Below are 19,686 nucleotides of genomic sequence, written 5' to 3'. Positions count from 1 at the left end.
AAAAAAAATTAGGGTAATAAACCCTGAATTATTTTTTTGATCTGATCAAAAGAGTCATTTTTCCTGGTTATAGTGGAAGTCACTACTGCGCCTTCCATTAACAGGAATATATTTTCAGTAATCAAAGCCGGATCAAAATTTTCTTTTAATTCTCCATATTCTTTCACGAGAGTAAAGATCAGTTCTTTTTGTTTTTCTTTATGCTTTTTTACAAAACCAGCAATAGCAGGATTACTTTCTCCTAATTCAGAAATAATTTTAATAAAGTGACATCCTGAAAAGTCAGAAGACCGCTGAAGCTTTTTCCTGTATTCTATAAGACTGAAAATTTTTTTCCCTCGGACCGGAGCTATTGACAACACTGTTCTCAAATCCTTCAAACCAATGCTGTTCTTCCCTGATAAGATAAGCCTGAAGCAGCTCATTTTTAGAAGGGAAATGATTGTACAATGACCCGATCGCAATATCTGCTTCAGCGATGATCTGATTGATTCCTGTGGAATTATATCCTTGTTTGTAAAATAATTCAGAGGCTACCCTTAGAATTCTCTCTTTTGCCTTTTCTTTTTTCATAACAGAAAATTTTAACAAAGGTATAAAAAATAGATAGATCTATCTATTTTTAAATTATTTCCGTTTAATTTTCTTAAAAAGCTTTTTTAAGCATGTCAATCAAACCATTTGATCAATAGCCGGCAATCAAGTACAATTCAGTGCATAATACTTTAAAAGTAAGTCTGTACATATTTTTGTATCTTTAATTACGATTCATAAAAAAAATATTCTGTAAAAAGCTATGCCAGAAGAACTTTATTTCATCAAAACAAATCCTACTGTTGCCAAAATTAATTTGTACAATAAATTGTGTCGTGAAGAAGAAAATATTCTGAAGTTTTTACAAACGGATCGAAATACGAATCTTGAAATTATTAAGGATAAGGTAAAAGATTCGGTGGAAGAGCTGACCAAAGAAGAGCTCCTACATATTTTTTCCTGGTTCAGCACTCTTTACCCATCGGATCGTGAAGAAATCAAAACACAGCTTTTTATCAATGGAATTGATCTTTTTTATGAGATTCCTTCAACGATACATGTAAACAGCTTTCTGGAGATTCTTTCAGATTATGAAAAAAATATGCATCAAGACCTGGGATTTATTGTAAATGCTCAACATTTCAATCAATTTTTGATCTATGGCATATTTCTTACAGAAATGGCGAATAAGCAACAGGGTGAAAATGTTCTTTCAAGCTACCTTAAAACGGATTATGAATCTTTATACCGATTAGCTGAAAACCAGCTCAGCACCAAAAATATCGTGGAAAAGACCAGCCCTGAGCTTCAGCTTTATTTCACCGATTTGTATGATCTTACAAAATTTTATAAAGGCTCTATTATCCGGTTGGAAAACCAATAGGAGAACCGTAAGGCTTTTATCAGCTTGTGTTGCTTCCGCTTGTTTAACATTTTCGGGGAGACAAGTTCATCTATCATAAAAAATTTTAAAACTGTCTTGTATAAAACCAAGTATGAACCGAAGATCGTTACTCATTTAAATGTGGTTTTGACTTCATTCTTTTTTGATAATAAGCCATTCCCCCAGCAAAATAGGCCAATACATCCAAAACATCTCCTGTAAAAACATCTGATAACAGAGGACATAATATTTCAAACAAAAAAGAAAGATAAACACAAGAAGTCAGTACAAACTTCAGATCAGGTTTCCACTGGTATCCCATGGTGTTATTCATGAGGTATTCTATCAGGTAACAATACATGGGGACCGAAATAAGATCTGTACAATGATCATTGATAACCGGAATATAGACGCCATATTTTCTCAGCAGCAGAACAGCAATCCAAATTGCCAGACCCAGTAAAAACCAATATGAGATTCCTTTTTTCATTACATATGCAGCACTGCCATGATAAAGCCTATGATTACCTGCAGGATTTTTGCCATCATGTCCTGCGTTGTATTTTCATTTTCCCTTTCGTTTTTTTCTGCAGACTCATAGTCAAATTTTCTTTTCACTTCCATTCTGATTAGATTTTCTGATACAAATATAAATAAATTAGAACAATTGTTCTAATTTTAGGAATAGTATTTAAAAGTCTCTTATATTTGGAACATGAAAACCAAGGAAAAGATTCTGTCTAAGGCATTGGAACTATTTAATGAAAGAGGCTACAATACCACTACCACACGCCATATTGCGGCTGAACTTAATATAAGTGCAGGAAACCTGCATTATCATTTTAAACATTCTGAGGATATTATTAAAATTCTCTTTTCAGCCCTTACCCTTAAAATGAATGACCAAATGAAAAAGATGAAAGAAACCGGGCATAAAACTTTGGACAATCTTTACCAGTTTACTTTTTCCACTTTTGAGATCTTCTATGCTTACCGGTTCATTTTCATGAATTTTGTGGATATTTTAAAGAAGATCCCAGAGATCGAAAGTCATTATGAGGCTATTAATGCAAGCAGAAAAGAGGAGTTTCAGGAGATTTTCTCAAGCTTTCAAAAAAACAATATTATGAGAGATGATATTCCGGATTTCATTATGGACAGTCTGACGGCGCAGGTGTTTTTGATAGCAGATAATTGGATCACCCATAACAGATTGATTTCCAAACTCACAGAAAAAGAAGCTATACAGCATTATACCTTACTGCAGATGAATCTTTTCTACCCCCTGCTCACTACTGAACAGCAGGACATTTACCAACAGAAATACATTCAATAACACATGAGCACCAGAACAGGAACATATCTGCGGGAAGTCCGGCAGTTTCTTATTTCACCATCAGTAAATAGTAAACGTTAATCTAAAATATAGCTTATGCAGGATCTGCCTTCAGAATATCATGAATGTAAAATCACTGTTCCTGAAGAGTTTGAAAATATCTTCACTCATTTTTATTTTGCTGAAAATATTTCCCCGAATCCGGTGACCAAAACGCTGCTTCCTACCTACCAGACTATTTTATTGTTCTGTTTTGGAGAAAAAGCAATGATGACTACCCGTGAAAACATTAACCTGCATGTTGATCAATGCATGGTTTTCGGACCGGTAAGGCAAGCTTTTGACTATACGCTTCCTTCGAAAACCTCAATTCTGGTTGCCAACTTTAAACAGGATGCATTTTTCAGGTTTTTTGGGAAGTTTCCTCCTGAAAACAAATCTGCGGTACATCCGGATCAATTGCTGAAAGAAAATTGCTTTACAGATTTATGGCATCAACTGGCGGACATTTCCTCTCCCCAGGACCGGGTGCATCATATCTTAGACTTCTGCAGACCTTATCTGCAGGCACAGGACCCAACAGGGCTCCTTCTGAGCCATTTCGGAAATAACCAGCTGAATCCTATTAAGGTAATTGCTGAGCAAACCCAACAGACTGAAAGGAATATTCAACGAAAGCAGAAAGAGCAATTTGGGTATTCTGTGAAAGAGATCAATCGTTATTACCGTTTTTTAAAAGCTATAAAGATCATAGAAGAAGAAACGGGGAAGCAAAATAAAATCCAATGGTTTTATATTATTGAACAATGCGGCTATTACGATCAAAGCCAGCTCATTCATGATTTCAAACACTTCTTACATATTTCCCCCGCCCAATACCTGAAGTTCCAGCAGGCAATCTGCAATCCGGGAATTGAATAACAGCTTTTCGTTTTCTTACAATTTTTAAACAACCTGCTGTTCTACATTTGTTCTGTTAATTTTAAAAACAGCACAATGAAACATTTAATAATTTATGCTCACCCTAATGAAAGCAGCTTAAATCACCATCTTTTACATCATGTCATCAAAGTCCTTGAATCTGAAAAGCATGAGATTATAGTCCGGGATTTATATCAGATTCTTTTTGATCCGGTACTATCTCTGGCAGACATGCAGGGCCAATATGCAGGAAAAGTAACGGAAGACGTTGGTATTGAACAGGCTCATATTGCATGGGCTGATTATGTTACCTTTATTTACCCCATCTGGTGGACCGGGATGCCTGCCATGATGAAAGGATATATTGACCGGGTTTTCAGCTATGGGTTTGCCTACCGGTATGATCAGGGGATACAAAAAGGTCTTTTAAAAGGAAAAAAAGCAGTTATTATCAATACCCACGGGAAATCCCGGGAAGAGTATGAATCCTCCGGAATGGATAAAGCTCTGTCATTAACTTCTGACAAAGGAATCTTCCTATATTCGGGTTTTGAAATTATACAACATTTCTTTTTTGACAAGGCCGATAGAGCAACTTCTGAAAACCTGGAAATATGGAAAGCGCAAATTCAGAATACCTATGATCAATCCGTTATGAACAAAGTAAGTGGAACCCATTTTTAAAAAAGAAATAGTATGATACCTTCTTCAGGGATTATTTTATTATTTAAGGATTATATGGCATGGTATTCGCTTCAAAATCGTAAGTAAAATTGTTTTGAACCTTTATTTTAAACCATTAAGATTCATAAAAGGTAAATTGATTAAGTCAACTTACCGGATATGTTCAAATTAATATCTTAATGGTTTAAATATTGGATCTCCCCGAAAAAACTTTTTATATTTGCAACTGCAATGAAACATCTCAACAGCATATTGCGTCTTCCATTCTTCAGTGAATATTATACTCCGGGCTATCGTTCGGGAAGACTTTCTATATCTGTAATCCATTAAAATCATCTAACATTATATATAGAGCCCGAACAGTACATGTCCGGGCTTTTTCATTTTAAATTATTCATCATGATCCATACATTACAAGAAAATGTTGCTATCATCCTGCCGGAAAACGGGCTGGAAGAAAAAATTAGCACAGGCCCAAAAAGAAAACAGAAAATTATCCATCAAACTAGGTTTTGATCCTACTGCACCTGATCTTCATCTGGGTCATGCCGTGGTTCTCAAAAAGCTGAAACAGTTTCAGGACCTTGGCCATACAATCATTATTGTCGTAGGAAGCTTTACTGCAAGAATCGGTGATCCTACCGGAAAAAATAAAGCAAGAAAACCTTTAAGTGCAGAGGAAGTACATCATAATGCACAGACTTATATCAATCAGCTTTCCAGGGTGCTTGATATTGAAAGAACAGAAATTGTATTCAATTCCGATTGGCTGGATGCCCTTGACTTTTCAGAAGTTATTCAGCTGCTTTCAAAAGTGACCGTCGCCCAGCTGATGCACCGTAATGATTTTAATAAAAGATTTACAGAAAATACACCTATTGCCATGCATGAACTGGTATACCCGATTCTCCAGGGGTTCGATTCTGTGAAAATTGAATGCGATATTGAAATGGGAGGTACAGACCAGCTGTTCAACTGTACGATAGGCAGGCAGCTGCAGGAAATCTATGAACGGCCTGCCCAGATCGTGATGTGTATGCCTTTGTTGAAGGGTCTTGACGGAAAAGAAAAAATGAGCAAATCTTTGAACAACATCATCGGGCTTACTGATGAGCCTAATGAAATGTTTGGTAAAACAATGTCTATTCCGGATGCTCTGATTGAGGAGTTTATAGATCTTACTACAAACTTTTCTGCTGAAGAGAAAAACAGTTTAAAATCTAAAATAGAGAATGGGGAAAATCCGATGAACATCAAAAAACTGATTGCCAAAAATATTATCAGCCAATACCATGATGATGAATCGGCTGAAAGTGCAGAACTGTTCTTCAATAATCAGTTTCAGAATAAAAATTTTGATGAGAAAAGTTTTGAACCTGTTTCAATCAGTACACTGAAACATGCTCAACATACAATGACTGTTCTTGAACTTTGCCATCAACTGAAGAATGACCTCAGCAAATCAGCTGTCAGAAGACTCATCCAAAGCGGAGGAGTTCAGATCAATTCGGTGAAAGTCTCAGATCCCGACCAGAAAATTGAACTTTTAAAAGGGATTAAAATAAAACTTGGCAGAAGAAACTTCTTTCAGCTGGTATAAAAGGATATGAAACCGGAAGAATACTATTGAGTACTTCCGGTTTTTATTTAAGCTTTTCTTTATATGCTTTAGTCCAATTAAATCTATATATTCGTCCCTGTAAACTTAAAATAATGGCGAAAACTGAAATCCCTAAGCAGATCAACGAAGAGCTATTGGAAGATCCTATGAATATGGAACTGAGCGAGCAGACAATGATCCGGCCCCATCCTGAGTCTGTGGAAAACACTGTATTCCCTCACCAAACAACGACCAATAACCATGGAGATACTGCGTGGTGGCAATGCAATGAAGCGGGAAAAGAGCAAGTTCAGATCAGGCTCAGGGATAAAAAAATCCTTACCTGGAAACCTCCCGTAAGTACGCTGGAGCAGCCAACTTTCCGGGGCTGTCTTTTATACTTTTATGAAAATTATCTGATTATAAAATACAAGGATAAGCATTATCAAAGGTTGTTTATTTTTAATATCCACACGTTGCGGAACGAAGAGATCTTGATCGATGCCCTTACCATACGGGTAAAAATAATAGGGAATGAATTATTTCTGGCAGGCTTTTACAGTGATGAAGAGTTGATAAAAATTACAATGCATCCGGATCATATTGAAAGAGAAAATATTGATGAAACTTATCTTCAGCAAAGAAATATTACATTTGATTAAGAAAAACCATAGAAAGTAAAGAAATTTCCAATATATATCAAACTAATTCATGGGAAGACATACTTCAATTTATATGTTCAATAAAGAAAAAGCAGCGGCTAATCTTTATGAGGATCTTCAGCACAGAACTTATCACGCCGGAACATTTAAAAAGTTTATTGAAGACCGAAATAAGGAATTCAATACCTATAATATGAGCTTCAGCAGTATTCTGGAAATCATCAGAACCGATGCTAACCTTCTTACACCTGATGATTTGTTTGAAATCACTCTATTTTTGAGCAATCATATCTATAACCTTTCTAAACAGGAAGACTGGAATACCTCAATGAAACAGATTGAAAGCTTATACAATCATTATGGAATTATTGAACTTTTTAAACTTCCCACTAAAACAGTATGTACTGCTTATATGTTTCAATATGGAAATTATACTGAGTATTTTCCTCTTGATGAAATAAAGGGAGATGATGGTGGTGCTAATATACTTTCCGAAGATTTTCTACGGTTCAATGATTATGTCATTCTCGTTATGAAAAGGATCATTGAAAGTAAGCTTAATGACAATGATGATCAACTGACTGATGAAGAAGAAAAAATTATTGAGGCCATTAAGATTGAAAATAAAGACAATTCTCACCTCTTTGAAGTCGTTGAAAATGAATTAAACTTCCTTATCGATATGGCCTCTAATGATAATGATGGGCCTTATTCACAAACCATTTACTATGCTAATGTTTTTCTAAGCAAAGCCATAGAAATGAAGTTAAAGATTGATATTGAAAAAAATTCCAGAATTGTCATTGTAGATTCTTATTGATTTTTCTTCTCAACAGGGAAAGTATGGCCTGAAATTCGAATTCAAAAAAACTATGAAAGCACCCGTTACCTATCAAAAAGCTACAGAAAAAGACATCGATTACCTTCTTGACCTCAGGATAAAAACCATGGTTCCGCATTATGCCGAATCCAATCTTCCTACAGACCGGGAAACAGCTCTCCAAAGGATTCTTTATCAGTTTGACAAGGCGAGTATTATCTTTCTGGACAACCGTCCCATTGGCCTTCTGAAAGTGAACAGGGCCGATACCAATATCGATATTCTGCAACTCCAGATAGATCCCGGTCAACAGGGTAAAGGACTGGGAAGAAATATTTTAATCCAAATCCTCCGTGAAGCATCTGAAACCGGAAGAATAGTAACCTTAAGTGTTTTAAAGACTAATAAAGCCCAAAATTTATATACCAGACTGGGATTCAGGATAGTGGGAGAAGATGAACATTCCTACTTTATGGAATTTTCAGGTTTATAAATTATTAAATAAATAGTAAAGGGATTAAAAAGGTGCAACCGGCTTACATTAATTTGAGTATGTGTAGTGCTGTTTCAGAATATCAATGAAATTATCTGTAGAATGAGGTTCGCCTAGTGCGCGGAATTTCCAGTCCCCGTTGTGACGGTATGCTTCTGCAAAAACCAAGGCACACATTCCGTTCATGCCGGCACCACCTGAAAGGCTGTATTTTGTAATTTCTTTTCCCCGGGCATCTACAGCACGGATAAATGCATTTTCAATCATTCCAAAATGCTGGTTATTCCTTCTCCCCTGATAAATGGTCACCAGAAACACTATTCTCTGGTAGCTTTGGTCCAGCTGGTCCAATTTAACAATAATTTGTTCATCATCTCCCTCTCCGGCACCGGTTCTGTTATCTCCTGTTAGCCATATATTTCCGCTTGGGTGCTGCATCGAATTGAAGAAAACAATGTCCCCCTGATACAGTCCTACTTGCCTTCCATCGCTGGTTTGTACTGTTTTTCCCAGATTGGCTACTTTTCCATTGCCATCCAAAAGAAATGCTACTGCATCCAGATCATATTCGGCTTCTTTACTGAATAATTTCCCAAAGAATCCTCCTCCTTGCTTTCTTACATCCCATCCCAAACCGATTGTTACCTTGGAAAGATCATAAACACTTTCTCCACGATCGTTTTTTCTTAAATCTATCGTCTGTCCTTTCTGTAAATTAATTGCCATAATTATCGTTTTGTGAATGGTTATTTAATGATCTGTCCTTTATAATATTTTTCAAGGAAAAAACCCAGGTCTGCCCTGTATCCTATTCCCGAAGCTTCAAACTTCCAGTTTCCGTTTCTTTTGTACAATCTTCCAAACTCTACTCCTGTTTCAATAGAAAAGTCTTCATCCAGTTCATATTTTGCAATTTCCTGGTTGGTCTGGTTATCCACTACTCTGATGTATGAATTTCTTACCTGTCCGAAATTCTGTCGTCTTCTTTCAAAATCTTCTATAGTGACTACAAAAAGGATTTCCTGTACTCTTGGATCTACTTTATCCAGGTCTACAATAATGGCTTCATCATCATCACCGTCACTATTTTTTCCGTTAGGGTCATCTCCTGTATGGATAAGTGCACCATCCGGAGAGTTCAGGTTATTATAAAAAAACAAAATATTCTTCACCCACTAATTTCCTGTCGGAACCGATCATAATAGCAGAAGCATCCAGGTCAAAATCATAGCCCGTTCCTTCATTAGGATCCCAGCCAAGCCCTATTGTCATTTTAGTCAACCCTATTTCAATCTTTTGTCCTTTTTGTAAATTAATTGCCATATTGTTTATGCTATAAATTATTTTTTTGCCTTAAGATAAATCCGATTTATGAATTAACCAAATCATTTATTAAAAATATCATCAATACTATATTTCCCGGGAATTAAAAAATTGCAATAAAAAAAGTCCGGTCACAAAACCGGACTTAAAAAATATAATGTATTGCTTCAGTAATTAAAAATCTTTATCTGCAACAGCGGCATTACGTGCCTTTGCCAGCATAGGGATAGAAATAAGTCCCATTACCAGCATGATTACAATCTGAAGCGGTAAAGAAATAAATGAATAGGTAAGTCCCATTTCTCCTCCCAGATCAGCGCTTTTACCCACCGAGAGGAATAGTGCCATAAAGCCATATTTCATGGCCAGGTTATAAGCTCCAATCCCTCCACTTGCCGGGATAATCATCCCTAAGGTACCCACTACAATGATAAAAAAAACCATCTGCCAGGGTAAATTGTGACGTTTCAGGAAGTGCAAAGCATACCAGATAGGCTGCAAAATAATAAGAAATCCAGATGGCTAGTGTGTACAGTATGAACTTTCCTTTCTCCTTCAGCTTAAAAATTGTAGCCAGTCCCTGGAAAATTCCATCGATAAACCCTACTATTTTACCTAAAAAGGGAACACCTGCAAGTTTCTTTTTATACACGAAAAAAAGAACACTCCCTACTGCCAGGGTCAAAAGTACCAGCAAAATCTTATTAGGATTGATCTGAATACCGGAGTTTTTATAAAAAGACAAAATAGCATCATATTTAAACAGCAAGGTCAGCCCTAAGAACCCCAACATACAAACTAAATCTACCACTCTTTCCAGAATAATTGTTCCGAAAGATTTATCTACAGGGACTTTTTCTACCCCATATAAAGCGGTTGCCCTTGCCACCTCCCCACTTCTGGGAATGGTAAGGTTCATCAGATACCCGAATGATATAGACCAGAGTGCATTGGAATCGGAAATTTTATGCCCCATAGGTTCCAGCATCAGATTCCAGCGGATCGCCCTGAACCAATAGGCCAGAAGCCCGAATACTGCAGCAAACAATACCCAGAGATAGTTGGCCTTAGCTAATGACGCCCGGATTACTTTAAAATCCAGTCCCTTTAAAGCAAGCCATAAAAAAAAGCCTGCAAAAGCAAGCGATATTACGATTGTAAGTATTGACTTTAAAGGACTTTTTGATGTTTTCTCCATGGATCAGGTAAGAAGGTTTGTTTTTTCGTCCGGGAAAACTATTTTAGGCTGGAAATCCTTCGCCTCTTCAGGAGTCATCTGTGCATAAGCAATAATGATAATAATATCATCTTTCTGTACCTTTCTTGCTGCAGGTCCGTTCAGACATACTTCTCCTGATTTTCTTTTTCCTTTGATAACATAGGTATCAAAACGTTCTCCGTTATTTACGTTCACGATATAGACTCTTTCTCCCACTACCAATCCGGCAGCTTCTATAAGATCTTCATCAATCGTTATACTTCCTATATAATTAAGGTCTGAGGCTGTTACTCTTACCCTGTGGATTTTGGATTTGAAAACTTCTATTAACATACTGCAAATTTATTAATAAAAATTCATAAAACAGACTTTCGCTATTATTTATAAACTCCCATCAACACAGCAGTTTAATTTTGCGAAACATAAAAAATTTTGAATTTTACTTATAAAATTAACAACCATATCCTTAAAAACATTAATACTTTATACACAATTTAGGATTTAATAAATACAGGAAACAATATTAACTTTTCGCTAAAGTCAATACACATAAGCATTTGGCATGATTTTAGTAACCCGTAACGTAGATTTTTCGTGAAAAACGGAATTATCATATTTTAACTGTTTTCACTGAAAAGTAAAAAAAATTGTATAAGTTTTAATAAAAAAAATTGCACAATTAGAAAATAGTATTATATTTGCTATAATTACGAACTAACTTTAATATTAAAAATTATGAACAAGTCTGAATTAATCGACGCAATCGCAAAAGATGCAGGAATCACTAAAGTTGCAGCAAAAGCTGCTTTAGAATCCTTTATTTCTAACGTAACTTCTACTTTAAAGAAAAAAGACGGAAAAGTTTCTTTAGTAGGATTCGGTACTTTCTCAGTAGCTGAGAGAGCTGCCAGACAAGGTATCAACCCTGCAACTAAAAAAACCAATTAAAAATTGCTGCTAAAAAAAGTTGCTAAATTCAAAGCTGGAGCTGATTTATCCAATGCAGTTTCCGGAGCTAAGAAAAAATAATCATTCAGATTACAAAAATTCAAAAGGCTGTTTCTAAGAAACAGCCTTTTTATGTACATAACAACTAGCAATACAGTATTAATACACAAAATACAATAAGCAGGTAAAAGGGATCAAGCGCAAAATCTGAGGGCTTATACTATTTAGAGCTATTTAATTTTAAAATTCACGCAAAGACCTCTTTTTGATTACTCTTTATTTTAAGTAAGCTAAGAATGAATCGATCTTCAATCGATTCTGATGAAGCGAAGACTTTGCATGCGCTTAGTCAGCAGCTATGCTGCCTTCTTTGCCTACTTAAAATGGAACATTATTTTTTTTAAAACTTTGCGTGAAAAACGATCTCAATAATTTTGATGCTAATCAATAATGAAAGAATTTCTTATATTCAGACCCCAATTTATTATATCCAATTTTTGAGACTGATCCGCTATTGTTTATTAATCTTTTTTTAGATCAAGCGCAAAAGTTGGGGGCATATAATATTTAGATCTATTTAATTTTAAAATTCACGCAAAGATTTCTTTTTGATTATTCTTTATTTTAAGTACGCTAAGAAATGAATCGATCTTCAATCGATTCTGATGAAGCGAAGACTTTGCATGCGCTTAGTCAGCAGCTATGCTGCCTTCTTTGCCTACTTGAAATAGAACATTATTTTTTTAAACTTTACGTGAAAAAGATCTCAATAATTTTGACACTCATCAATAATGAACAGAATTTCTTATATTCAGACCCAATTTATTATGTCCCCAACTTTTACCTCTGATCCGGCAAAAGCCTGCTTTTATTGATATAGTGTTTTTAAAACATGATTCTTTTAACCTTCAAATCCGGATTAAGGTGCCAATCTGGAGATTTTCCAATCCAGGTCTTCCAGTTGATAGATAATTCTGTCATGTAACCGATTAGGTCTTCCCTGCCAGAATTCGATTTCGTATGGTTTTGCTATATATCCTCCCCAGTGCCCGGGTCTTGGAACTTCAGTATTTTCATATTCTTTTTCGAGTTCTTTCAGCTTTTTTTCTAAAAAATCCCTGTCAGGAATCACTTCACTTTGCGGAGAAACCACAGCTCCAAGCTGGCTCCCTTTAGGTCTTGAGTGAAAATAGCCATCGCTCAGATTATCAGCAACTTTTTCCAGGTTAGCTTTAATAATAATTTGTCTTTCCAGATTCGGCCAGAAAAAGTGAAGACAGGCTTTATGATTGTTTTCAATAGCCTTCCCCTTCCTGCTGTTATAATTGGTATAAAAAATAAAACCTTCATGGGTATAGGCTTTAAGCAAAACCATTCTGGTTCTCGGACACCCATCTTCTTCTATTGTAGAAACGGCCATTGCATTTGCTTCGGAAATCATATCGCTTTCACTTGCTTCCAAAAACCAGTCTCTAAACTGCTCAATCGGATTCTGTTTGATCTCACTTTCAATAAGTTGGGCTTTACCGTAAACTTTTCTTTTATCATGCAGGTTTTCCATAAATATTTTTTATTAAATTTGAGTATGAATCACTCATACAAAGGTAAAATATTAATCTCCACCCCTGACATTTCCGGTGATATTTTTTCAAGATCGGTAGTATTGGTCATTGAACATAATGAAAGTGGTGCATTTGGTTTGATACTGAATAAAAAAAAACAGCCAGATGAGTAATAAATTCAAAGATTTTTTTGATTTCAAAATTGAAGTATATGATGGTGGGCCAGTGGAAAATGATAAAGTTTTTTTTATTGTAAAAGGGAAAAAAGTGACTGATATTTACACTGAAATCACCGATGAATACTATCTTACCGAAGATATTGAGCATATCATTAATGCCGTTTTAAGTAATGATCTCGACATACACCAGGTGAAAATATTCTCAGGATATTCAGGATGGGCTTCTAATCAACTGGATGCTGAAGTTCAGCGAAAAATGTGGACAGTAGTGGATGTTTATAATCTTGACTATACGCTTCCCAATGACCAAACCCTTTGGAAATCAATTATGCAGAATCTTGGCGGCGAATTTCTTCTCTGGGCCAATTCTCCTGAGGATATTTCATTAAACTAATTATTTCGTTCAAAATTCCGCAACATAATTAACAAAATTTAAGATTATCTTAACCAATTTTAAAGAAAGTTTTCCCGTTATTTGAAAAACCAAATTACTAATAAAATGAAAGGGATTAAACTACTTACTTTATCAGTGTTTTCTACGGTTCTTTTATCTTCATTTGTTCCTGTAAACAAAAAATATATTGTCATAGATGCTGGTCATGGCGGTAACGATCATGGAGTTGTATTTGGTCAATTCTCTGAAAAAGATATTTCATTGGATATTGCCAGGGAAATTCAGAAGATCAATCGAAATCAGGATGCATATGAGATTATTTTAACCCGGGATGGTGATAGCCATCCAACCCTTTCTGAAAGGACTGATCAAATCAATAAACTGAATCCTGAGATGGTTATTTCCCTTCATGTGAACAGGTCTCCACAGGAAGAAACTCCTAACCATGGAGTTGAAGTATTTGTTCAAAATTCTGAAGACTCAAAGAAGCTTGCAGGAAAAATCTATAAAAAAATTCAACGTCCGTAAAATTGAAGAGCGTAATCTCCATATACTGAGAGAAACCAAGGCACCTGCCGTACTGGTAGAGCTTGGATTTATCAATAATTCTTCAGACAGAGCCTATATTACCAGTAAAAAAGGGCAACAGGAAATTGCACAAAAATTCGTTGAGATTATCAATGAAAACTAAATAAGAAACAATTTCTGATTTACTCAGAATAAAACCCGGTAAAGGACTTTCGGAACTTTGTTGTTTACCGGGTTTGTCAATTTTAATTAAAACTTTTCTTCCAGCTTTCTACGAGTTTCAAGAAACGGGTATTGTCAAAAGTTTTATTTCTAATTTTACCAACAGAAAATATGCCTTTCTCATCAGAAATCAATAAAATTTCTTCTGCTTTTTGAGATTCAAATGCAATAATCTCGTGTTCCTGTATGTCTGCAAGGTTATTTTTATGCAGGAAAGTCACAAAAATTTTCCATTAACGGAGAAATGTAGGCCCCTTCTGTCTGCTTTGGAATTTTAATAACATCTCCTTCGAGAAACAATAAATTTCCTGTGGTAGTACGGGCAATCCTTTTGTTAGGGTTAAGCAGGATAACATCATCCAGATCATTTTCCTGAGCATAGATCCCTCCATAAATATTTTCCGGACAATGAACCCTGATATTACTCAACAGGTTATTGTTTACATTGATTTCTTTAATCAAATCCAATTCCAGTGGCCTCTGGTGAACAGTAAGCACATCTTCCATTTCCGTTATTTCATAAAAATAGGAAACTGAAGATTTTGCCAGGGTAGGCCCATCATTATTTCTGAAAACCAGGAAATTGATAATTCCGTTTTTTATTCCTTTCCCTTCTATACTTTCTTTTTGGAAAAGTGATTGAAAAAACTCCAGGGTATAAGTCAGGGGGATATTCATTCTCATCTTTCTCATGGAAGCCATCAGGAAGAAATAACATTCTTCATCCATGATTAATTCTCCGTTTCTCACAAAGAAAGATACCTTCACTGAGTCTCCCCAAAGAAAGGATCTGTTCTTTACATTTAATTCGTCCGATGTAAAATATTGATTTTCCAATTTTTGATGCAATTTATTTACAAAAAAATAATGAACGATAAATCGTTCATCAGTTTTATCATTTAATACAGACCAGCATTATGCTGCACCTAATTTTATTCTGAGATTCTCAATAAGATTTTCCCAATACATTGCGTTTTCTTCTTCATCTCCATCTTCACAGAAATCTGTAATATTAAGAGACAAGTCTTCTGTAATATCATCTATTACGATAGTCATTTCAAAGAAGTTCTTAGTGCCTTCGTCTTCTTCCCATCTGAAACGCACGAAACCTTCAGGCTTATATCTGATCAAAGTGGCCTTTTCAGCAGGGCCTCCCCCCCAGCTAAAAAAGAAATCATCGCCTTTCTCTGTTACCTCATCCGCAAACCATTCAGACAATCCCTCCGCAGTGGCCAGATATTCATACAAAATCTCTGATAAACAATGCATTGGAAATTCGTAATGGACTTTATGTTTCGCCATATAATCTTTGTTTTTATCGTCCCGCAATATATAAATTAATTTTTTTATTACACAAAAAAGCAATTATTTTTTTAAGGGATCTGCATGATATTTATCAGAGATTTTAAATATGTATTATGTTAAGTATGAACCATTAAAACAAGCATGCAATACATAAAAAAATCTCTCCGGTGGGGAGAGATTTTATATTTAATTTTCGTTAAGAATATCAAGGATGATTTGACAACCTTGTCTGATTTCCTCCAGGGATATGGTAAGCGGGGGAGAGATTCTCAGATATTCATTTCGATAAAGCTGCCAGAATACGATCAGTCCTTTATCCATGCATTTTTTTGCAACGTCTAAAGTATATTCAGGACTTCCGAGATTTACGGCCAGCATCAATCCTTTCCCGTTAATGTTTTTAATCTTTGGATGGATCAGTAATTCCCTGAATAATTTTTCTTTTTCTGCAACTTCATCCATTAAACCGCTTTCTATAACTTCTTTTAAGGTAGCATAGCTTGCCGCTGCAATTAGAGGGTTTCCACCAAAGGTAGTAATGTGTCCGAGCTTCGGAGAATGGGACAGGGTCTCCATAATTTCCCGGGAACTCATAAAAGCCCCCACAGGCACTCCACCTCCCATTCCTTTCCCCATCACCAAAATATCCGGAACGATTCCGAAATGTTCAAAAGAAAACAGCTTTCCGGTTCTTCCGAATCCCGGCTGAATTTCATCAAGAATTAAAAGGGCACCTACTTCTTCACATCTTTTTTTCAGTTTAATCAGATAGTCATTATCAGGCACCAGAAATCCTGCCGCTCCCTGAATGGTTTCCAGGATAACACATGCTGTCTTCTCTGTAATTTTATCAAAATCATGTTCATTATTGAATTCAATAAATGTAACCATAGGCAGTAGGGGACGGAATTCCCGTTTATGAGTTTCGTTTCCGGACACACTTAGTGCCCCGTGGGTATTTCCATGATATGAATTTTTAAAAGAAACAATTTCTTCTCTTCCCGTATATCTTTTTGCCAGCTTTAAACTTCCGTCGATTGCTTCTGCCCCACTGTTCACCAGGTAAGTAATTTCTAAAGGATCCGGTGTTGCTTCCGCCAGCAGCTTACACAATGCAACAGGCTTTTCCTGTGCATATTCGCCATATACCATAACGTGAAGATATTTATCTGCCTGTTCTTTGATAGCATTAACAACCTTCGGATGCGAGTGTCCCAATGTATTGGCTGAAACTCCGGCTACAAAATCCAGATATTGTTTACCGTCTGTCCCATAGATATAGCTTCCTTCAGCTTTTTTCAACTTCAAAGCCGGCTGCAAATTTTGTGGTTTGTGCCTGATATATAAAGAAATCTTTTTGCATTTCCATCGTCTTCAAAAAATTTCAGCAAAGCTATAAAAGATTCTGCAAATCCCGAAATAATAACCTTGAATAAGCTTCAAATGAAAATTTTCTATTGATTATAATTTACCTTAAAAAGCATTTCTATTAATATTTAATCACCATACATAGATATAAGTAAATTATTTTTTAAAATTAATCTGAATTATAAAACACCAACTAGAATTGACATTATTTAACACGCCGGAGCATTTAGAGGCAATAGTTAATTCTCTAACTTAGTAATATAAAAAAATCACATATTATGAAAAATCTATTCTTAAGTATTTTAGTATTGGCCGGTATGATAACGGCAAGATCTCAATGGAATCCTGATACTGGTCAGAATGTAAAGGTAGTTGATACCAACTCCGAAGTTTTTGGATTTCCAACGGCAATGAGCGACGGGAAAACATATGTGACCTACTGGAAGAAAGTAAATGCTCCTGTAAATTATGAATTATGGCTTCAGATTCTGGACCAGAACGGAAATAAGCAGCTGGGAAATAACGGCATCATGATCAGCAATCAAATTCCGATGTCTACGTATTTTGCTGTAGAAGGAACCGCGATCGATTCTTCCGACAATTTATATATTGGGGTAACGGGAACGGGAGCAGGAAACGCCGGATATGTATTTAAAATAACCCCGCAAGGAAATTCGGTATGGCCTAACGGTATTATGCTGGGAGAAGCTGCCCTGCCCAAGATTCTGCCTTTATCAGGAGGGGATATTATGGTAGCTTACGCTCCCATAACTCAAAAATATACAAAAGTACAACGCTTTAATTCAAACGGACAAGCTGTATGGCAAGCACCCGTTGACATCAAGTCTGATGATCTCTCTAAAGAAACCAATCCGGTAGGTCTTTTTAAAGTCTCTGACAATGAATATGAAATCATTTTTAATCAATCAATCGGTGGAACAAATGCTTACTTATTTGCCCAAAAAATCAATCATGAAGGTACTATTCTTTGGAACGCTCCTAAACAGGTTTCAACAAAAGTAACGTCGTCAGTCGGGGAATATAATAGCATTGTTGTTGACGGAACAACTGTTTACTGTGCTTATATCGGATCAGATAATAATGCCTTGTATGGTTACCTTCAAAAGATCAATTCCGACGGAACTCTTCCATGGGGTGCGGATGGAGTTAATTTCACGACCGACCCTTCTAATTTCCAGCTAGGAATCAAAGCTGCAATGACTCCCGGCGCACCACATGTATGGGCTATTGCACATTATGCTAATCCAAGCCAGAATCTAGGTGGTGAATTTGTTCAGAAATTTGATAAGAATACCGGGGCAAGACTCCTGACCAATACCGCAAAACAGATATATCCGATAGATAGTAGCCTCAGGCATCACGCAGGAAATTTATACCTGATCAATGACAATCCGTTTTTTATCATACAAAAAAATACAGATCCCAACTCTAATGCAATTTCCCTGAATGTGGTATCATTGAATAACTCCGGTGATTTCAGCTGGGCCCAGGAACATTTCCCAATGGCAACCTATCCTGCCGCAAAATCCGGCATTACCAGTCTTGCCCCTGTTAACGGACAAAATGTAATTGTATTCCATGAAAAAAAGGCTTCGGATTCAGAAGAAAGCATTTATGCTCAGAATTTTAAGTTTTCAGCCCTTAACACCCAAGAAACCCAAGGAAACCAGTTATCAGATATTATTTATCCTAACCCTGCCAAAGATGTTATCAGCATTAAGGGGATGAAAGATCAAAAATATGAAATTTACAATACTACAGGCCAACTGATACAGTCAGGAAATATCAAGGACAGCAAAATATCTGTTCAGAACCTGTTAAAAGGAGTTTATTATTTAAAAATCAAAGACCGGAACCATACCCATACATTCAGTAAGGAATAAAGGAGCAACTACATAGAAGCAAGGAAATTAGAATATAATTGCTGATTCATTTAAACTTATACAATTTTAATACGGGACAACAACGCATGATTATAAAAAGAACCGCTTGATACAGCGGTTCTTTTATTATTTTCTTACTCTCTTCGGCTTTTTAGCCTCTTCTTTCGCTCTTTCTTTTTCCACAGCTTCCTGGGCTTTATCATAGAGCTCGGTATCGGCAGAGTATTTTATTTCTTCGTAATTAGGACTATCGACAAGAATATCCTGCCATTTTCTGATTCTATCTTTGGTATTCCAGTTAAAATCCGGGAATTTTCTTCTGGCCGGTTCTATTTTGCTCATCGGATAGGTATCTGAAGTTGCACCTATACTACAGGAAATAATCTGCAGAGCCCTTTCTTCAAACAAGGCACCTATAATCCCGCAAGCAGACAGGGTAATCCCGATTCTTTCGGGCTTCTTTGTTTCCTGATCCGTATCATCTACATACACGATAGATTGCGCATTTCCGATAACCTTCGCTTCTTTGATCGCATTTTTCTCATAGTAAACCGTCATGAATTTTCCTTTCACCTGGTTGAATTCATCTTTTAATGTTAAAGAATCCACTTTGCTGATCGCAAAGGCATTACCAATAACTTTTAAAGAGTCTATGTCTTCAGTTTTGGTATTGAAATAAGCTTCTACTTTGTCTCCGGTCACTTGTTTTTCTCCACTCCACAGAATGGGCTGGGTATACATATGCATGATTCCATCTGTTTCATTAAAGGCAATGGAATCTGCTCTTCCCTGAGCATTGGA

18 protein-coding genes and 7 pseudogenes are annotated in these 19,686 nt (G+C 36.1%); 12 read left to right on the top strand and 13 right to left on the bottom strand.

Annotated elements, in window-relative coordinates:
* Positions 1 to 8 precede the first annotated feature (8 nt).
* A complete protein-coding gene (locus tag HX13_RS23300) occupies positions 9 to 362 on the bottom strand; it encodes a hypothetical protein (RefSeq protein ID WP_238555006.1) in 354 nt (117 codons plus the stop codon).
* Entirely contained in the window at positions 283 to 573 is a 291-nt protein-coding gene (locus tag HX13_RS23295) for a TetR/AcrR family transcriptional regulator (RefSeq protein ID WP_050019911.1), read from the bottom strand. The genes HX13_RS23300 and HX13_RS23295 overlap by 80 nt, the downstream gene beginning before the upstream one ends.
* A 223-nt stretch (positions 574 to 796) precedes the next feature.
* On the opposite strand from HX13_RS23295, the gene HX13_RS03410 reads away from it, so the two are divergent.
* Positions 797 to 1,417: a hypothetical protein gene (locus tag HX13_RS03410; RefSeq protein WP_050019910.1), complete on the top strand. Its 621-nt coding sequence runs from the start codon at positions 797 to 799 to the stop codon at positions 1,415 to 1,417.
* Between the two features lie 127 nt (positions 1,418 to 1,544).
* Here HX13_RS03410 and HX13_RS03405 read toward each other — a convergent pair whose 3' ends face one another.
* Together HX13_RS03405 and HX13_RS25310 are read right to left on the bottom strand one after the other, a co-directional pair.
* A complete protein-coding gene (locus tag HX13_RS03405) occupies positions 1,545 to 1,907 on the bottom strand; it encodes a hypothetical protein (protein ID WP_050019909.1) in 363 nt (120 codons plus the stop codon).
* Complete coding sequence (locus HX13_RS25310; protein WP_262483479.1) at positions 1,907 to 2,041, bottom strand: hypothetical protein; 135 nt, start codon at positions 2,039 to 2,041, stop codon at positions 1,907 to 1,909. Before HX13_RS25310 ends, HX13_RS03405 begins: the two co-directional genes overlap by 1 nt.
* Before the next feature lie 91 nt (positions 2,042 to 2,132).
* Here HX13_RS25310 and HX13_RS03400 point away from each other — a divergent pair, with 91 nt between their 5' ends.
* The 7 genes from HX13_RS03400 to HX13_RS03370 all read left to right on the top strand — a co-directional run bounded on the left by HX13_RS03400 (position 2,133) and on the right by HX13_RS03370 (position 7,933).
* Complete coding sequence (locus HX13_RS03400; RefSeq protein WP_050019908.1) at positions 2,133 to 2,753, top strand: TetR/AcrR family transcriptional regulator; 621 nt, start codon at positions 2,133 to 2,135, stop codon at positions 2,751 to 2,753.
* A gap of 96 nt (positions 2,754 to 2,849) precedes the next feature.
* On the top strand, positions 2,850 to 3,674 hold the full coding sequence (locus tag HX13_RS03395) for a helix-turn-helix domain-containing protein (RefSeq protein ID WP_050019907.1): 825 nt from the start codon (positions 2,850 to 2,852) through the stop codon (positions 3,672 to 3,674).
* Between the two features lie 75 nt (positions 3,675 to 3,749).
* Positions 3,750 to 4,358, top strand: a complete 609-nt coding sequence (locus HX13_RS03390; protein WP_050019906.1) for an NAD(P)H-dependent oxidoreductase — start codon at positions 3,750 to 3,752, stop codon at positions 4,356 to 4,358.
* A gap of 421 nt (positions 4,359 to 4,779) precedes the next feature.
* Positions 4,780 to 5,958 carry a tyrosine--tRNA ligase gene (gene tyrS / locus HX13_RS03385; RefSeq protein WP_238555005.1) on the top strand — a complete coding sequence of 393 codons (1,179 nt, stop codon included), beginning with the start codon at positions 4,780 to 4,782 and terminating at the stop codon, positions 5,956 to 5,958.
* A gap of 113 nt (positions 5,959 to 6,071) precedes the next feature.
* Positions 6,072 to 6,620 carry a hypothetical protein gene (locus tag HX13_RS03380; RefSeq protein WP_050019905.1) on the top strand — a complete coding sequence of 183 codons (549 nt, stop codon included), beginning with the start codon at positions 6,072 to 6,074 and terminating at the stop codon, positions 6,618 to 6,620.
* A 49-nt stretch (positions 6,621 to 6,669) separates the two neighbouring features.
* Positions 6,670 to 7,440 (top strand): hypothetical protein, encoded by a 771-nt coding sequence (locus HX13_RS03375; RefSeq protein WP_050019904.1) that lies wholly within the window; start codon positions 6,670 to 6,672, stop codon positions 7,438 to 7,440.
* 52 nt (positions 7,441 to 7,492) lie between these two features.
* A complete protein-coding gene (locus HX13_RS03370; protein WP_050019903.1) occupies positions 7,493 to 7,933 on the top strand; it encodes a GNAT family N-acetyltransferase in 441 nt (146 codons plus the stop codon).
* 48 nt (positions 7,934 to 7,981) lie between these two features.
* Here the strand turns inward: HX13_RS03370 and HX13_RS03365 are convergent, their stop codons facing one another.
* From HX13_RS03365 to panD, 4 genes and pseudogenes are all read right to left on the bottom strand, one after another.
* Positions 7,982 to 8,659 (bottom strand): TerD family protein, encoded by a 678-nt coding sequence (locus HX13_RS03365; RefSeq protein ID WP_050019902.1) that lies wholly within the window; start codon positions 8,657 to 8,659, stop codon positions 7,982 to 7,984.
* Between the two features lie 20 nt (positions 8,660 to 8,679).
* Positions 8,680 to 9,256: pseudogene (locus HX13_RS03360) on the bottom strand (TerD family protein).
* Between the two features lie 174 nt (positions 9,257 to 9,430).
* Positions 9,431 to 10,454, bottom strand: a pseudogene (locus HX13_RS03355) (lysylphosphatidylglycerol synthase transmembrane domain-containing protein).
* Positions 10,455 to 10,457: 3 nt separating this feature from the next.
* Positions 10,458 to 10,808 (bottom strand): aspartate 1-decarboxylase, encoded by a 351-nt coding sequence (gene panD, locus HX13_RS03350; RefSeq protein WP_002976902.1) that lies wholly within the window; start codon positions 10,806 to 10,808, stop codon positions 10,458 to 10,460.
* A gap of 402 nt (positions 10,809 to 11,210) precedes the next feature.
* Between panD and HX13_RS03345 the strand changes: the two are divergent.
* A pseudogene (locus HX13_RS03345) lies at positions 11,211 to 11,504 on the top strand (HU family DNA-binding protein).
* A gap of 838 nt (positions 11,505 to 12,342) precedes the next feature.
* On the opposite strand, the gene pdxH reads toward HX13_RS03345, so the two are convergent.
* Positions 12,343 to 12,984 carry a pyridoxamine 5'-phosphate oxidase gene (gene pdxH, locus HX13_RS03340; protein WP_050019901.1) on the bottom strand — a complete coding sequence of 214 codons (642 nt, stop codon included), beginning with the start codon at positions 12,982 to 12,984 and terminating at the stop codon, positions 12,343 to 12,345.
* A 24-nt stretch (positions 12,985 to 13,008) separates the two neighbouring features.
* Here pdxH and HX13_RS03335 point away from each other — a divergent pair.
* A pseudogene (locus HX13_RS03335) lies at positions 13,009 to 13,558 on the top strand (YqgE/AlgH family protein).
* A gap of 105 nt (positions 13,559 to 13,663) precedes the next feature.
* Positions 13,664 to 14,249 (top strand): annotated as a pseudogene (locus tag HX13_RS03330) (N-acetylmuramoyl-L-alanine amidase family protein).
* A gap of 82 nt (positions 14,250 to 14,331) precedes the next feature.
* On the opposite strand, the pseudogene HX13_RS03320 reads toward HX13_RS03330, so the two are convergent.
* From HX13_RS03320 to HX13_RS03310, 3 genes and pseudogenes are all read right to left on the bottom strand, one after another.
* Positions 14,332 to 15,145: pseudogene (locus HX13_RS03320) on the bottom strand (aminotransferase class IV).
* A 78-nt stretch (positions 15,146 to 15,223) separates the two neighbouring features.
* Positions 15,224 to 15,610 carry an START-like domain-containing protein gene (locus HX13_RS03315; RefSeq protein WP_047097383.1) on the bottom strand — a complete coding sequence of 129 codons (387 nt, stop codon included), beginning with the start codon at positions 15,608 to 15,610 and terminating at the stop codon, positions 15,224 to 15,226.
* A 189-nt stretch (positions 15,611 to 15,799) separates the two neighbouring features.
* Positions 15,800 to 16,976 (bottom strand): annotated as a pseudogene (locus tag HX13_RS03310) (aspartate aminotransferase family protein).
* A 283-nt stretch (positions 16,977 to 17,259) separates the two neighbouring features.
* On the opposite strand from HX13_RS03310, the gene HX13_RS03305 reads away from it, so the two are divergent.
* Positions 17,260 to 18,885, top strand: a complete 1,626-nt coding sequence (locus HX13_RS03305; protein ID WP_050019898.1) for a T9SS type A sorting domain-containing protein — start codon at positions 17,260 to 17,262, stop codon at positions 18,883 to 18,885.
* A gap of 126 nt (positions 18,886 to 19,011) precedes the next feature.
* On the opposite strand, the gene HX13_RS23285 is transcribed toward HX13_RS03305, so the two are convergent.
* The gene (locus HX13_RS23285; RefSeq protein ID WP_238555004.1) at positions 19,012 to 19,632 is read right to left on the bottom strand and encodes a hypothetical protein; all 621 of its coding nucleotides are present in this window, start codon (positions 19,630 to 19,632) and stop codon (positions 19,012 to 19,014) included.
* Positions 19,633 to 19,686: the final 54 nt, after the last annotated feature.

The sequence above is a fragment of the Chryseobacterium sp. P1-3 genome (assembly GCF_000738495.1).
GTDB classification, from domain to species: domain Bacteria; phylum Bacteroidota; class Bacteroidia; order Flavobacteriales; family Weeksellaceae; genus Chryseobacterium; species Chryseobacterium gallinarum.
This window is presented reverse-complemented; position numbering and strand designations above follow the sequence as displayed.